Origin of the sequence: Cohnella caldifontis, assembly GCF_029360585.1 — a bacterium.
Taxonomy (GTDB): Bacteria; Bacillota; Bacilli; order Paenibacillales; family Paenibacillaceae; genus Cohnella; species Cohnella caldifontis.
In genome coordinates this window covers 55,705-71,156 of sequence record NZ_JAQZSJ010000010.1, presented here as the reverse complement: position 1 = coordinate 71,156, position 15,452 = coordinate 55,705, and the positions used below count along the sequence as shown (strand labels likewise).

Genomic DNA, 15,452 nt, shown 5'->3' with positions numbered 1-15,452 from the left:
GGGGTTGCCGCATCAAGCGTGAAAGACGAAACGAAACAGGAGGCGTAGCTGCGTAATGGCGATCTGGATTTTGAACGCGTCGGCCATCGATCCCGTCAGCGGTGAGAAGGAAACCTTGCATCTCCGGGTGGCGGAAGGCAAAGTGGCGCAAAGGCTGTCCGGTGCGGAAAAGCCGGACACCTCGGGCCACGAGGTCATCGACGCCGCGGGCAAGTTGATTTCCCCGGGCTTCATCGACATGCACGTGCATTTGCGCGAGCCCGGATTCGAATATAAGGAAACGATCGCCAGCGGGACGCGTTCCGCGGCGAAGGGCGGATTCACGACGATCGCCCCGATGCCGAACACGAGGCCCGTCACGGACAACGCGGAGACGGTCCGATTCGTTCTCGATAAAGCCCGCGCCGAAGGCGTCGTCCGGGTGCTGCCGTACGCCGCGATCACGAAGAACGAGCTCGGCCGCGAATTGACCGATTTCCCGGCTTTGAAGGAAGCCGGAGCGATCGGATTCACCGACGACGGCGTAGGCGTGCAGAACGCGCAGATGATGAAAAACGCCATGGCCGCCGCGCAGGCGCTCGGCATGCCGATCATCGCCCACTGCGAGGACGATACGTTGGTCGAAGGCGCGGCCGTCACCGAAGGCGAATTCGCCAAACGGCACGGACTAAAGGGCATTCCGAACGAGTCGGAGGCGATCCACGTCGGGCGGGATATCCTGCTGGCCGAAGCGACGGGCGTGCACTACCACGTCTGCCACGTGAGCACGGAGCAGTCCATTCGCCTCATCCGCCTTGGAAAATCGGTGGGCGTGAACGTCACCACGGAAGTGTGCCCGCACCATTTGCTGCTGTCGGACGAGGACATCCCCGATTCGATGGACGCCAATTGGAAAATGAACCCGCCGCTGCGGACGCCGAAAGACGTCGAGGCCTGCATTCGGGGCCTTGAGGACGGCACGATCGACATCATCGTGACCGACCACGCGCCGCACAGCGGGGAAGAGAAAGCCCGCGGGATGGCCCGGGCGCCGTTCGGCATCGTCGGTCTCGAGACCGCATTCCCGCTGCTCTATACGAAATTCGTCCGCACCGGCCGCTGGACGCTGGGCTTCCTGCTCGGCAAATTGACCCGGGAGCCCGCGCGGGTGTTCGGGCTGCCCTACGGCACGCTGGACGTCGGGGCGCCGGCGGACTTGACGCTGATCGACCTGGATACGGAACGGGAGGTCGATCCGGCAAGCTTCGCCAGCCAAGGACGCAACACCCCGTTCGCGGGTTGGAAATTGTACGGATGGCCGGCGCTGACGATGGTGGAAGGCAATGTGGTTTGGACCGATAACGGCGGCACGAACCGTTAAACTTGGGGGGAGTGGAAACACATGCAGAAACAGGCTAGATTGCTGCTGGAAGACGGCACGCTGTTCACGGGACTCGCGTTCGGGGCGGAAGGCGCCCAGGTCGGGGAAGTCGTTTTCAATACCGGTATCACCGGATACCAGGAAGTCGTATCGGATCCGTCTTACTGCGGCCAGATCGTCACGATGACGTTTCCGCTGATCGGCAACTACGGCATCACGCGGGACGATTTCGAATCCGGACGTCCTCATATCCACGGCTTCGTCGTCCGCCGGCATGAGCCGGTGCCGAGCAACTGGCGCGCCCAGGAATCGGTCGACGACCTGATGAAGGAATACGGAATCATCGGGATCAGCGAGATCGACACCCGCATGTTGACGCGGATTATCCGCAACCACGGCACGATGAAAGGCATTCTGACGACCGGGACGGAGCGGGTGGAAGAGCTGCGGGAGCGCCTCGGCCTCTCGTCTCTGCTGCGCGATCAAGTGGCCCGCACTTCGACGAAGCATATGTTCTCAAGCCCGGGCAACAAGGAAAGAATCGTTCTCATCGATTACGGGGCCAAGAGCGGCATCCTGCGCGAGCTGACCCAGCGCGGCTGCGACGTCGTCGTCGTCCCCCACGACACGACCGCCGAGCAGATTCGCCGCCTGCAGCCGGACGGCATCCAGCTGTCCAACGGGCCCGGGGATCCGAAAGACGTGCCGCACGCCGTCGAAACGATCCGCCAGCTGCTGGGGGAATATCCGATTTTCGGCATCTGCCTGGGGCATCAGCTGTTCGCCCTCGCCTGCGGCGCGGATACCGAGAAGCTCAAGTTCGGCCATCGCGGCGGCAACCATCCGGTGAAGGAGCTCGAATCCGGGCGCTGCTACATCACGTCCCAGAACCACGGCTATACGGTGAAGGAATCGTCCGTTGCCGGGACCGAGCTGGAAGTCACCCACATCAACAACAACGACAAAACGATCGAAGGACTCAAACATAAACGTTTCCCGGCCTTCTCGGTGCAATACCATCCGGAAGCGGCGCCGGGACCGTTCGACAGCGGCTACCTGTTCGACCGTTTCCTGGACATGATCCGCGAGCACAAGCGGAACCATCCGCAGCCGCCGCGGCAGGCGGTATTGGCGGAGACGCGGAGAGGAGAATTGCAATATGCCCAAAAATAAAGCCCTCAAAAAAATTCTCGTTATCGGCTCCGGCCCGATCGTCATCGGCCAGGCCGCCGAATTCGACTACGCCGGCACGCAGGCTTGCCAAGCGCTCAAAGAAGAAGGCCTCGAAGTCGTCCTGATCAACAGCAATCCGGCCACGATCATGACCGACACGAACATGGCCGACAAAGTGTACATCGAACCGATCAACCTGGAATTCGTCTCGCAAATCATCCGCCAGGAGCGCCCGGACGGCCTGTTGCCGACGCTTGGCGGACAGACCGGCCTCAACATGGCGGTCGAGCTCGCCCGCGCCGGCGTATTGGAGCAGGAAGGCGTGAAGCTGCTCGGCACGCAGCTGACGGCGATCGAACGGGCGGAGGACCGCGACCTGTTCCGCGAACTGATGCGGGAACTGGAGCAGCCGGTTCCGGAGAGCGAGATCGTCACGACAGTAGAAGGCGCGGTAGACTTCGCGAACAAGATCGGTTACCCGGTCATCGTTCGTCCGGCTTACACCCTCGGCGGCACGGGCGGCGGCATCGCCGCCACGGAGGAAGAGCTCCGCGAAACCGTGGCCAACGGCATCCGCTACAGCCCGATCGGCCAATGCTTGATCGAGAAATCGATCGCCGGCATGAAGGAAGTCGAATACGAGGTCATGCGCGACGCGAACGACAACTGCATCGTCGTCTGCAACATGGAGAACATCGACCCCGTCGGCGTCCATACCGGCGACAGCATCGTCGTGGCGCCCAGCCAGACGCTGTCCGACCGCGAGTACCAGATGCTCCGTTCGGCGTCGCTCAAGATCATCCGCGCGCTGAACATCGAAGGCGGCTGCAACGTGCAGTTCGCGCTCGACCCGCACAGCTACCAGTACTACGTCATCGAAGTGAACCCGCGGGTCAGCCGGTCGTCCGCCCTGGCTTCCAAGGCCACCGGTTATCCGATCGCCAAGATGGCCGCCAAAATCGCGATCGGCTATACGCTCGACGAGATCGTCAACCCGGTTACGGGCCAAACGTACGCCTGCTTCGAGCCGACGCTGGACTACATCGTCACGAAAATCCCGCGCTGGCCGTTCGATAAATTCACGTCCGCCAACCGCAAGCTCGGCACGCAGATGAAAGCGACCGGCGAAGTCATGGCGATCGGCCGCACGTTCGAGGAATCGATCCATAAGGCCGTGCGTTCGCTCGAAATCGGCGTCCACCGCCTGCTGCTCAAGGAAGCGGGAGAAATCGACGACGAGACGCTGAGCGGCCGCTTGGCCAAAGCGGACGACGAGCGGCTGTTCCTGGTCGCCGAAGCGTTCCGCCGCGGCTGGGCGCTGCAGAAGATCCAGGACATCACGAGAATCGACTGGTGGTTCCTCGACAAGATCGAGCGGCTCATCCGGTTCGAGGACGTCATCCGCCGGGAACCCGGCCTGACGGCCGAAACGCTGTACCAAGCGAAGCGGTACGGCTTCACGGACCGCGCGATCGCCGAGCTGCGCAAGGAAGGCCAAGGCGCTTCCGCCGCGATGACTTCGGAAAACGACGTCCGCGCCTACCGCAAGCAATTGGGATACACCCCGGTCTACAAAATGGTCGATACGTGCGCGGCGGAGTTCGAAGCTACCACTCCGTATTACTACTCGACCTACGAGACCGAGAACGAAGTGCTGCCGAGCGACAAGCCGAAAGTCGTCGTGCTCGGTTCCGGCCCGATCCGCATCGGCCAGGGCATCGAGTTCGACTATTCGACGGTGCACGCCGTATGGGCGATCCGCAACGCCGGTTACGAAGCCGTCATCATCAACAACAACCCGGAGACCGTCTCCACCGACTTCAACACGTCGGACAGACTGTACTTCGAACCGCTCTTCTTCGAAGACGTCATGAACGTGATCGAGCAGGAGCAGCCGATCGGCGTCATCGTGCAGTTCGGCGGGCAGACGGCCATCAACTTGGCCGCGCCGCTGGCCCGCGCCGGCGTCAAGATCCTCGGCACCTCCCTGGATAGCATCGACGAGGCCGAAGACCGCAAACGGTTCGAAGCGCTGCTGCGCAGGCTGGATATTTCCCAACCGAAAGGCAGCACCGTGACGTCCGTCGACGAAGCGGTCGGAACGGCCCAATCCCTGGGTTATCCGGTACTCGTCCGTCCGTCCTACGTGCTCGGCGGCCGGGCGATGGAAATCGTCTATTCCGAGGAAGAGCTGCTGGCCTACATGAAGGAAGCCGTCAAGATCAATCCGGAGCATCCGGTCCTGATCGACCGGTACATGCTGGGCAAAGAAATCGAAGTCGACGCGATCTGCGACGGCGAAACGGTCCTTATTCCGGGCATCATGGAGCATATCGAGCGCGCAGGCGTGCACTCCGGCGACTCGATCGCGGTCTACCCGCCGCAGACGTTGTCCGAGTCCGTCAAGCGCCAGGCGGTCGACATCACGACCCGCATCGCGAAAGAACTGAAAACCGTCGGCCTGGTCAACATCCAGTTCGTCGTCTTTAACGAAAAAGTATACGTCATCGAGGTCAATCCGCGCTCTTCCCGGACCGTGCCGTTCCTCTCCAAAGTGACGAGCGTGCCGATGGCCAACTTGGCGACGCAGGCGATCCTCGGCAAAAAGCTGAAGGATCTGGGCTATAGCGAAGGCCTCTGGCCGGAAAACGAGTACGTATCGGTCAAAGTCCCGGTCTTCTCCTTCGCGAAGCTGCGGCGGGTCGACCCGACGCTGACGCCGGAGATGAAGTCGACCGGCGAGGTCATGGGCCGCGATACGCATTTCGCCAAGGCGCTATACAAAGGTTTGATCGGCTCCGGCATGAAGATCCCGACCTCCGGATCCATCATCGCCACCGTCGCCGACAAAGACAAAGAGGAAGCGATCGAGATCCTCAGAGGCTTCTACCGGCTCGGCTATAAACTGATCGCCACCGGCGGCACGGCCGACGCGCTGGAGGCCGCGGGGCTCAAAGTGCGCCGCGTCAACAAGCTGTCCGAAGGCTCGCCGAACATCGTCGACCTGATCCGCACGGGCGAGGCGCAGTTCGTCGTCAACACGCTGACGAAGGGCAAGACGCCGGAGCGGGACGGCTTCCGCATCCGCCGCGAAGCGGTCGAGAACGGCGTCGTGTGCCTGACGTCCCTGGATACCGTAAGCGCGCTGCTCCACATGCTGGAAGCCCTGCGGTTCTCCAGCGAGCCGATGCCGGCGTTCCAAGCGTAAATCGAAGGTTGGATGCCCGGTCCCTCCGCTTCCGGCGGATAGGGGATCGGGCTTCTATATGAAATCCTAAGCGGTGGAAAAAGGGAGGCTTTCACGAATGGCCGAGTTAACGGTACGCGATGCGGCAGCCAAAGTGATGGTCGCGCTGGACAAGCCCGACGCGGACGCCGCCTTGCGGCTGGCTTCGCGGCTGCAGGGCGCCGGCTGCTGGATGAAGGTCGGCATGGAGCTGTTTTACGCCGCCGGCCCCACGGTCGTCCGGGAACTGAAAGCCCGGGGTTTCCGGGTGTTCCTGGACGTCAAGATGCACGACATTCCGAACACCGTCCGCGGAGGCGCCCGCAGCATCGGCCGGCTCGGGGTCGACATGTTCAACGTGCATGCGGCCGGGGGCCTCGCCATGATGAGCGCCGCCATGGAAGGGGTGCGGGAAGCCGTCGAAGCCGGCGCCGCCGAACGCGCCCCGGCCGTGATCGCGGTCACCCAGCTGACGAGCACGAGCCAAGCCGTTTTGAACGGGGAGATCGGCATCCCCGGCGGCGTAGAGGAAGCGGTCGTCCGTTATGCCCGTTTGGCCCGCGAAGCCGGCCTGCAGGGAGTCGTCGCTTCCCCGCATGAAGTCGGCGCCGTCAAGGACGCCTGCGGGAATGCGTTTCTCACCGTCACGCCGGGCATTCGGCCGAAAGGCGCCGACATCGGAGACCAGTCGCGAATCATGACCCCCGCCGAAGCGGTCCGGGCCGGAACCGATTACCTCGTGATCGGCCGTCCGATCTCGGCTGCGCAGGACCCCGCCTCCGCGTTCGATACCATTTTGAAGGAGATGACCGAGGGATGAGCACGAACAACGCCAACATGGAAGCTCTGGCTGCGGCAATCGCAGGAAATCTGCTGGACATCGGGGCCGTATCCTTGAGACCGCATGAGCCTTTCACGTGGACTTCGGGGATCAAATCCCCGATTTACTGCGACAATCGGCTCACGATGAGTTACCCGGCCGTACGGGAGACGATCGCCGAAGGCTTCGCTTCCGTGATCCGGGCGCGATTTCCCGGCTGCGAAGCGGTGGCCGGCATCGCGACGGGCGGCATCCCGCACGCGGCTTGGGTCGCCCAAAAGCTGAATCTGCCGATGCTCTACGTACGGGACAAGGCGAAAGGCCACGGCAAAACGAACCAGATCGAAGGCCATTTCGCGCCGGGGCAGAAGGTCGTGCTCATCGAGGACCTCATCTCTACGGGCGGCTCTTCGCTCAAAGCGGCCGTGGCGGTGCGCGAAGCCGGATGCGAGGTGCTGGGCGTCGTCGCCATTTTCACGTACCAGTTCGCTGCGGCGGCGGAAGCTTTCGCCTCCGAGAATATCCCGCTTTACACGCTGTCCAACTACTCGGCGCTCATCGAAACCGCGCTTGCGCGGGGAACGATCCGCCGGGAGGACGTGGAGCTGCTCCAGTCTTGGCGCAGCGATCCCCAATCGTTCGGGAAATAAAGACTCCGTCCAACTCGAATCGAATATCATGCGAATCTGTGCCCTGGCTCCCGAACGGTCCGTTCGGGAGCCTATTGTTTTGCCGCCCGCTGAATTTTTTGCCCCGGCGCGCGCTAACAGGACCTTTGCCTCAGTTTTCGAAAAATTTGTCGAGCTACTGCAAATAATGGATGAAAATTTACCCAATCTCGTGATAGAATTAGTCCATAAGAAATAGAGAATCGAGGTCGGATTTATGCCGAATGAACTAATCGTGGAACACTGTCCAAGCTGCGGAAAAATCTATCAGAAAAACATGCGAAACCTCTGTTCCGACTGTTCGGCGATGGAAGACCGCGATTATCGGCAATTGGAACGCGCGCTGATGCGCAACCGGTTTTTGAATACGGAGGAAGCGGCCGCGGCGGCGGAAGTCCCCGCGGAGAAAATCCGGGGCTGGATCCGAAGCGGCAAACTGAGACTGGGGGACTATCCCAACCTCGCCGACCAATGCGATCTCTGCAAGGCTCCGACCCGAACCGGCCGCCTGTGCCTGTCCTGTTCCAACCGGATCAAGAACGAGCTGGCGCATGCGCTGGACCAAGAGCGGAAGTTCAAAGAGCGGATGCGGACGGCCAACGCGTACATCAGCAAACGTTAATCCATACGGCAGCAAGGCCCGTTCTCGCGCGAATGATTCGCCGAGGGCGGGTTTCTTTTTTCTCCGTCCCGAGACCGATCCGGTTGGCCATCCGAAGACTGTCGCGTTTCCCGGACGCGTAAAGTACAATAGCGATGGAATTGGAAAATGGAGGGAGAGAACGAACGTGCCGATTTTGGAAGCGCGCGGGTTGCGCAAGACGTATGGCTCCGTAACCGCGGTAGAAAACATCAGCTTCGAGGTCGAAGCGGGGGAAATATTCACGATCATCGGACCCAACGGGGCCGGCAAAACGACGACGCTCGAAATGATCGAAGGGCTGATTCCCCCCGACGCGGGCACGATCGCGATCGATGGGCTGACTTGGGCCAAAGATGCCGAGAAAATCAAATACCGGATCGGCATCCAGCCGCAGTCCAGCGCGATGTTCGAACTGCTGACCGTCGAGGAGAACCTGGAGTTGTTCGCCACGTTCTATCCGAAAGCGAAGAGCGTGGGCGAAGTGCTGGCCATGATCAATTTGGCCGAACATCGGAACAAACGCGTGAAATCGCTGTCGGGCGGCCAGCGGCAGCGGCTGGCGATCGGTCTGGGCATGATCAACGACCCGGACATCGTGTTCCTGGACGAGCCGACGACCGGCCTCGATCCCCAAGCCCGGCGCAATATTTGGGACATCGTGCTGAATCTGAAGGCGCTGGGCAAAACGACCATCCTGACCACGCATTACATGGAGGAAGCCGAGAAGCTGAGCGACCGCGTCTGCATCGTCGATCAAGGGAAAGTCGTCACCCTGGATACGCCGGCGGCATTGATCGGCCGCTTGACGCGGGAGCGGGAAGTCCGGCTGTCCTTCCTGGACGGGGAAGAGGCGGCCGCGGCGGCCGAATCGGCTGCCCAAAGCGCGGGCAGCGTCGTTCGGACTTCCCGGGAAGGAGCCCATCTGGCGCTCTGGTCGGTGCAGCCGGAGGATACGCTCTACGGATTGTTCGGCTTCACCAAGGAACGGGGGTACCGGGTAGAACAGGTGTCCATCCGCGAAATGAGCCTGGAAGACGTCTTCATCGCCTTTACGGGCAAGGAATGGAGGGACTGACCGAGTGAACCGGAGCAAGCAGTTCCGCAAGCTGTTCGCGGCCACTCTGAAAATGATGTTCCGCGAGAAGCAGGTATGGTTCTGGAATATTTTTTTCCCGATCATTCTGATGTCCATCTTCATGGTGATATTCGGAGGCAATGACGGCAGCGACTTCAAGGCGAAAGTCGCGGTGGTACAACCGGCGCGGAACGAGGCAGCGGACGGGATGCTGTCGGGCCTCAGGCAAATTCCGGTGTTCGAGTGGAAATCCGAAGCGCCGGTGACGGCCGAACAGGCGGACGAGTGGATCAAAGAAAAAGACGTCGACGGCGTCATCTACCTTCCGGCAGACGGGCAAACCCAGTCCCTCAAGCTGGTCGTGAATACGGAGAATGAGCAAAGCGCGACGACGCAGGTGATCCGCGGCATTTTGGAGCAAGTCGTGCAGCAGTCCAACCTGGCGGCGGCCGGCGTGCAGACGCCTCCGTTCCATCTGGAAATGCAAGCGGTGACTTCCGGCAGCGAGGATTTGAGCTATACGGATTTCCTGATGACGGGCATGATCGCGCTGGCGCTGGCGCAGGGAGGCCTGTTCGGAATGGTCGATCTCGTGGAAATGCGGCGCAAGGGGCTCCTGAAACGGCTGCGCATGACGCCGGTGCGGATGGGGTTGCTCGGACTGGCCAGCATGCTGGTGAGGTTCCTGCTGGGCGTGTTCCAGGTGTGCGTCCTGGCGGCGATCGGCGTGTTTCTCTTCGGGGCGCATCTGCACATCGACGTCCCGACTTTGATCGTCGCGTTTTTCATCGGCAGCCTTGCCTTCAATGCGCTCGGGTACCTGTTTTCCTCGTTCAGCAAAACGCTGGAAGCCTATATGGGCGTAGCGAACATCGCCAGCTTCCTGATGATGTTCATCTCGGGCATCTTCTTCCCGACGAACAGTTTGCCCGGTTGGCTGCAGCCGGTCAAGGACGCGTTGCCGCTGACGTATTTCGCGGAAGGTCTGCGCGACGGCATGGTGTACGGCAGCGGAATCGCGTCGACGGAGTTTTGGCTTGGCGCGGGCGTCATGGCGCTATGGGGCGTCGTTGCCTACTTGATCGGAGCGACGCTGTATCGGCGCGCGAAAGTGGAGGCTCGGTAAAAGAGGCGGTGCCGCATTCAGCGCAAGACCTCCCGCGTCCGCCGAAATGGAGGCCGCAGGAGGTCTTGTGCGGTTTTACTCAATTTTCTTGGCGGGACAGACGGATCACGTCAAGCAGGGGGAGCTTTTCGCCGGTTTTTTCTTGATACAGCCATGGCTCCTGGACATGGTCGACGAACAAAACGCCGTTCAGATGGTCGATTTCGTGCTGAAAGCAGCGGGCCGAAAATCCTTCGCCCTCGAGGATGACGGACTCACCTTGCCGGTTTAACGTTTTGACTTTGACTTTCTGCGCTCTCTTCACGTAACCGTAGTAGCCCGGAAAAGACAAGCAAGCTTCCGTTCCCGTCTGCTCGCCCTCCGCTTCCACGATTTCGGGATCGATCAGCTCGATCAGGCCTTCGCCGCAGTCCATGACGATCAGTCGGCGGAGAATGCCGATTTGGGGAGCGGCAAGGCCGGCGCGTCCCTCGGCGGCATACAACGTTTCCGCCAGGTCGTCCAGCGTTTTCAGGATTCTCTCCGTGATTTCCTCGACCGGCTTGGCTTTCTTCCGCAATATCGGGTCCCCGAACGGAAGGATCGGTTTAACGGCCATGTTGCTCAGGCTCCTTTCCCATTAGGGGTCGGCATATGCGCCCACAGATCGTTCGGCGTGCAATCCAAGGCGGTGCAGAGCGCGTCGAGCGTCTCCGCCTTCATTTGCCGCGGCGGCTGGGTCAATAAGGCGCTGATCGAAGCCGGGGACAGCCGGTAATTCGCTTTTTCCAGCAGCAGCCGGGCCAACGCGGCCCCCGTCCAGATTCCTCTCTGGGCCATGACCTGTCTTAACAGCCATACGAGCATTTGGGATCGCTCCTCATGTAGGGTATTAGGCGCTAACTTAAGAAGTTAGGCATTGCCTAAAATGTAGCACAAACGAAACCCCCGCGTAAACAGCAGGGGCGAGGTAATGCGGCCCGATGTTCCGGAACAAAGGAGACGCGGATGATCCGGAACAAAGGAAATGCGGTCCGATATTCCGGAACAAAGGAGACGCGGATGATCCGGATCAAAGGAAATGCGGTCCGATGATCCGGAGTAGGCGAAACTCAGTTAACTCCATTTTACCGCCGGATGGAAAACCCTGTTTAGCTTCGAGATACGTAAGAAAGTTACACAACTCGCTCCAACGCGGCGGATTTGCTGCGAGATACGTAAGAAAGTTACACAACTCGCTCCAACTTGGCGGATTTGCCACGAGATACGTAAGAAAGTTACACAACTCGCCCCAACGCGGCGAATTTGCTTCGAGATACGTAAGAAAGTTACACAACTCGCTCCAACGCGGCGGATTTGCTGCGAGATACGAAAGAAAGTTACACAACTCGCCCCAACGCGGCGGATTTGCTGCGAGATACGAAAGAAAGTTACACAACTCGCCCCAACGCGGCGGATTTGCTGCGAGATACGTAAGAAAGTTACACAACTCGCTCCAACGCGGCGGATTTGCTGCGAGATACGAAAGAAAGTTACACAACTCGCCCCAACGCGGCGGATTTGCTGCGAGATACGAAAGAAAGTTACACAACTCGCCCCAACGCGGCGGATTTGCTGCGAGATACGTAAGAAAGTTACACAACTCGCTCCAACGCGGCGGATTTGCTGCGAGATACGTAAGAAAGTTACACAACTCGCTCCAACTTGGCGGATTTGCCACGAGATACGTAAGAAAGTTACACAACTCGCCCCAACGCGGCGAATTTGCTTCGAGATACGTAAGAAAGTTACACAACTCGCTCCAACGCGGCGGATTTGCTGCGAGATACGAAAGAAAGTTACACAACTCGCCCCAACGCGGCGGATTTGCTGCGAGATACGAAAGAAAGTTACACAACTCGCCCCAACGCGGCGGATTTGCTGCGAGATACGTAAGAAAGTTACACAACTCGCTCCAACGTGTGGGGCGGGATCGTCAATGCGCTCTTTAAGCGGGTTTCCTCATCTTCCGGCTGCCTTGACTTCCGCCAGCCAACGTCGGATGTCGGCATTTGGCAAATCCGACGCGGAAGGAACGGGAACGGCATCGTCGGTCAAACCGTAAGTCCGTTTCAGCTTAAGGATGCGCGTGACGCTCTCGTCGATCCGGCTTTCCGGGATTCGTCCGTCGCCGACGGCGCCCAGCAGCGCTTCGCGGATCCGATGCTCGGTCCCGTATCCGTGGGCCATCAGCAGCACGTCGGCTCCGGCCAAGACGGCGCGGATGGCCGCGTCTTCGAGGCCGTAATGCTTGGCGATGGCGCCCATCGACAAGTCGTCGGTGATGACGACGCCGTCAAACCCCAGCTTGCCGCGGAGCAGCCCGCCGATGATGTTGCCGGACAGCGAGGCCGGGACGTCCGGGTCCAGCTCCGGGAATAGGATGTGGGCCACCATGACGGCATCCGCGCCCGACTGGACCGCGGCTTCGAACGGAATCAACTCGAGCGCTTGCAGCTCGGCTTCGGTTTTGCGGACGATCGGCAGGTCGAGGTGCGAATCGACGGCCGTGTCGCCGTGTCCGGGAAAATGCTTGACGACGGGAATGATGCCGCCGCCGCGGATGCCGGCCGTTTCCGCCAGCCCCATGTCCGTTACCAGATCCGCCCGGCTGCCGAACGACCGGTCTCCGATCACGGGGTTTTTCGGATTGCTGTTGATGTCCAGCACGGGGGCGAAGTCCGTGTTGAAGCCGAGCAGCTTGAGTTGGCGCGCGATCAAGGCGCCCATCTCTTTCGCGAGCGGAGCCTGGCCCGTCTTCCCGACCGCCGCGTTCGCCGGCATGGGCACGAAGTCCTTCGGCAGCCGGTTGACGCGGCCGCCTTCCTGGTCGACGCTCAGGAAGAGAGGAGCGGGATTGCCGGCGTTGGCCGCCTTCAAGCCGTTCAGCAGCTCCACGGAGGAGCGAACTCCGCTGGACAGGTTGTTTTTAAACAGAATGATGCCGCCGACGCGATCCTCCGCGATCATCCGCCTGGCCGCCGCATCCGCCGTCGTGCCTTCAACCCCGGCGAGCAGCAATTGCCCGATCTTCTCTTCCAGCGTCATGGAACGTACAAGCCGGGCGAGGTCATCGCCGGATTCGGACGCCCCGCCTTCGCCGGCTCCCGAATCCGATGAGGCACTGGGCGACGGAACTGAGGACGGAGAGGAAGGGGGAGCGGTCGTTCCGGCCGGCGCGGACTCCACGGGGGAAGAAGCCGTCCCCGCGGGAGACGGGGTCGATCCGGATCCGCATCCCCCGATGAGCAATAGCAGCAGCAAACCCGATCCGATCCAACCTCGGGCAGACATGGTCGCACCTCCTCGTTCGTTTCGACGATACAGACGCCCCCGGGATCCGCAATGTTGCGGCGGATCGCTCGGGGGCGTTTTTTCATTTTACAGTTGGAAAGAGCTTTTGAGCGATACGATGCGGTTGAACACGAGCCGGTCCGGCGCCGAATCCTTGGGATCGACGTTGAAGTAGCCGTGGCGGAAAAATTGGAACTTGTCCCCGCCGGCTGCAGCTTTCATGCCGGGTTCGACGAACCCGCGCAAGACCGTAAGCGAATTCGGGTTCAGTTTTTCCAGGAAGGAGGCCTCTTCATTCTCTTCGCCGTCCGAAATGAGCGGCTCGTACAGCCGGAATTCGGCGGGCACCGCATGGGCGGCGTCGACCCAGTGGATCGTGCCTTTGACCTTGCGTCCCGTGAAGCCGGTACCGCTTTTCGTTTCGGGGTCGTAGGTGCAGCGGATCTCGGTGACGTTGCCGTCCGCGTCCTTCACGACTTCTTCGCATTTGACGAAGTAAGCGTTCTTAAGCCTTACCTCGTTGCCCGGGAACAGGCGGAAATATTTGGCCGGCGGATTTTCCATGAAATCGTCGCGTTCGATGTAGATTTCGCGGGAGAACGGGATTTGCCGGCTGCCCATCTCGGGATTCTCGGAGTTGTTCTCCGCTTCCAGCCATTCGGTTTGCCCTTCCGGATAGTTCGTGATGACGACCTTCAGCGGGTCGATCACGGCCATCGTGCGGAGCGCCTTCAGCTTCAGGTCCTCGCGGATGAAATGTTCCAGCATCCGTTCGTCCACGACGCCGTAGCCTTTATTCACGCCAAGCTCCCGGCAGAAGGAGCGGATCGCTTCCGGCGTGTAGCCTTTGCGGCGCAGCCCGGAGATGGTCGGCATGCGGGGGTCGTCCCACCCGTCCACGGCGCCTTCCTCCACCAGCTGTTTCAGCTTCCGCTTGCTCATGACCGTGTTCGTCAGGTTCAGCCGGGCGAACTCGTATTGCCGGGGGACCGAGGGCATCTCGCATTCCCGGACGACCCAATCGTAGAACGGCCGCTGATCCTCGAACTCCAGCGTGCAGATCGAATGGGTCACGCCTTCGATGGCGTCCTCGAGCGGATGGGCGAAGGCGTACATCGGGTAGATGCGCCATTTGTCCCCCGTATTGTGGTGATGGGCATGGAGAATGCGGTAAATGACCGGGTCCCGCATGTTGATGTTGGGAGAGGCCATGTCGATCTTGGCGCGCAGCACCTTCTCGCCGTCCTTGAATTCTCCCGCCTTCATTCTCGCGAACAGATCGAGATTCTCCTCCGCGGAGCGGTTCCGCCAGGGGCTCGGAACGCCCGGTTCCGTCAGCGTGCCGCGGGTTTCGCGGATTCGGTCGGCGTTCTGGTCGTCCACGTAGGCGAGGCCTTTGCGGATGAGCAGAACGGCTCTCTCGTACATTTCGTCGAAATAGTCCGACGCGAAGAAAAGCCCTTCCCACTCGAAACCCAGCCACTGGACGTCCCGTTTGATGGACTCCACGAATTCGACGTCTTCCTTGACGGGGTTCGTATCGTCGAACCGAAGGTGGGTCCGGCCTTTGAATTCGTCGGCGAGCTCGAAGTTCAGGCAGATCGATTTGGCGTGGCCGATATGCAGATAGCCGTTCGGCTCCGGCGGAAACCGGGTGACCACTTCCTTGACGCGGCCGGCGGCGAGATCATCGATCACGATATTTCGAATGTAATTGGACGAAGAGGGCGATTTCGTTTCTTCCATGGCGACCAACCAGCCTTCCGTTACGTTTTTCTTATCTCCTCATCATACACAAAAAAGCCCTTGCTTATAAAGAGGCTTTCTCGCCGGAAGGCGAAATCTGTCGGTCTTTCATTAAAAAAATGATAAAGTCCTCATTTCTTTCGTAACTTTTTTCGGCCGGGTCTCGTTATATTGGATGAAGAAGAAAGCTGGGAGAGTTTGGCTCCGCCAAACTCCCGATTAGAGGAGAGAGTTTGACTCCGTCAAACTCCCGATTAAAGGAGAGAGTTTGACTCCGTCAAACTCCCGATTAGAGGAGGAAAA

The 15,452-nt window shown here is 60.4% G+C and carries 12 protein-coding genes; 8 read left to right on the top strand and 4 right to left on the bottom strand.

The window, feature by feature from the left end; genetic code table 11:
- The first annotated feature begins 55 nt into the window (after positions 1-55).
- The 8 genes from PTZ19_RS15100 (at position 56) to PTZ19_RS15065 (ending at position 10,091) form a co-directional block, all read left to right on the top strand.
- Complete coding sequence (locus tag PTZ19_RS15100) at positions 56-1,360, top strand: dihydroorotase (protein ID WP_276355902.1); 1,305 nt, start codon at positions 56-58, stop codon at positions 1,358-1,360.
- Between the two features lie 21 nt (positions 1,361-1,381).
- Complete coding sequence (gene carA, locus PTZ19_RS15095) at positions 1,382-2,533, top strand: glutamine-hydrolyzing carbamoyl-phosphate synthase small subunit (RefSeq protein ID WP_276355901.1); 1,152 nt, start codon at positions 1,382-1,384, stop codon at positions 2,531-2,533.
- Positions 2,520-5,741 (top strand): carbamoyl-phosphate synthase large subunit, encoded by a 3,222-nt coding sequence (carB, locus tag PTZ19_RS15090; protein WP_276355900.1) that lies wholly within the window; start codon positions 2,520-2,522, stop codon positions 5,739-5,741. The genes carA and carB overlap by 14 nt, the downstream gene beginning before the upstream one ends.
- A gap of 97 nt (positions 5,742-5,838) precedes the next feature.
- Positions 5,839-6,579 carry an orotidine-5'-phosphate decarboxylase gene (gene pyrF, locus PTZ19_RS15085; RefSeq protein WP_276355899.1) on the top strand — a complete coding sequence of 247 codons (741 nt, stop codon included), beginning with the start codon at positions 5,839-5,841 and terminating at the stop codon, positions 6,577-6,579.
- Positions 6,576-7,229 carry an orotate phosphoribosyltransferase gene (gene pyrE, locus PTZ19_RS15080; RefSeq protein ID WP_276355898.1) on the top strand — a complete coding sequence of 218 codons (654 nt, stop codon included), beginning with the start codon at positions 6,576-6,578 and terminating at the stop codon, positions 7,227-7,229. Before pyrF ends, pyrE begins: the two co-directional genes overlap by 4 nt.
- A gap of 235 nt (positions 7,230-7,464) precedes the next feature.
- The gene (locus PTZ19_RS15075; protein ID WP_276355897.1) at positions 7,465-7,869 is read left to right on the top strand and encodes a hypothetical protein; all 405 of its coding nucleotides are present in this window, start codon (positions 7,465-7,467) and stop codon (positions 7,867-7,869) included.
- Positions 7,870-8,035: 166 nt separating this feature from the next.
- Complete coding sequence (locus PTZ19_RS15070) at positions 8,036-8,965, top strand: ABC transporter ATP-binding protein (RefSeq protein WP_276355896.1); 930 nt, start codon at positions 8,036-8,038, stop codon at positions 8,963-8,965.
- 4 nt (positions 8,966-8,969) lie between these two features.
- Positions 8,970-10,091, top strand: a complete 1,122-nt coding sequence (locus PTZ19_RS15065) for an ABC transporter permease (RefSeq protein ID WP_276355895.1) — start codon at positions 8,970-8,972, stop codon at positions 10,089-10,091.
- 79 nt (positions 10,092-10,170) lie between these two features.
- Here the strand turns inward: PTZ19_RS15065 and def are convergent, their stop codons facing one another.
- The 4 genes from def to PTZ19_RS15045 form a co-directional block, all read right to left on the bottom strand.
- Entirely contained in the window at positions 10,171-10,689 is a 519-nt protein-coding gene (def, locus tag PTZ19_RS15060; RefSeq protein WP_276355894.1) for a peptide deformylase, read from the bottom strand.
- A 5-nt stretch (positions 10,690-10,694) separates the two neighbouring features.
- Entirely contained in the window at positions 10,695-10,937 is a 243-nt protein-coding gene (locus PTZ19_RS15055) for a helix-turn-helix domain-containing protein (protein WP_276355893.1), read from the bottom strand.
- A gap of 1,134 nt (positions 10,938-12,071) precedes the next feature.
- Complete coding sequence (gene nagZ / locus PTZ19_RS15050; RefSeq protein WP_276355892.1) at positions 12,072-13,403, bottom strand: beta-N-acetylhexosaminidase; 1,332 nt, start codon at positions 13,401-13,403, stop codon at positions 12,072-12,074.
- A gap of 87 nt (positions 13,404-13,490) precedes the next feature.
- Complete coding sequence (locus PTZ19_RS15045) at positions 13,491-15,149, bottom strand: glutamine--tRNA ligase/YqeY domain fusion protein (protein WP_276355891.1); 1,659 nt, start codon at positions 15,147-15,149, stop codon at positions 13,491-13,493.
- Positions 15,150-15,452 lie beyond the last annotated feature (303 nt).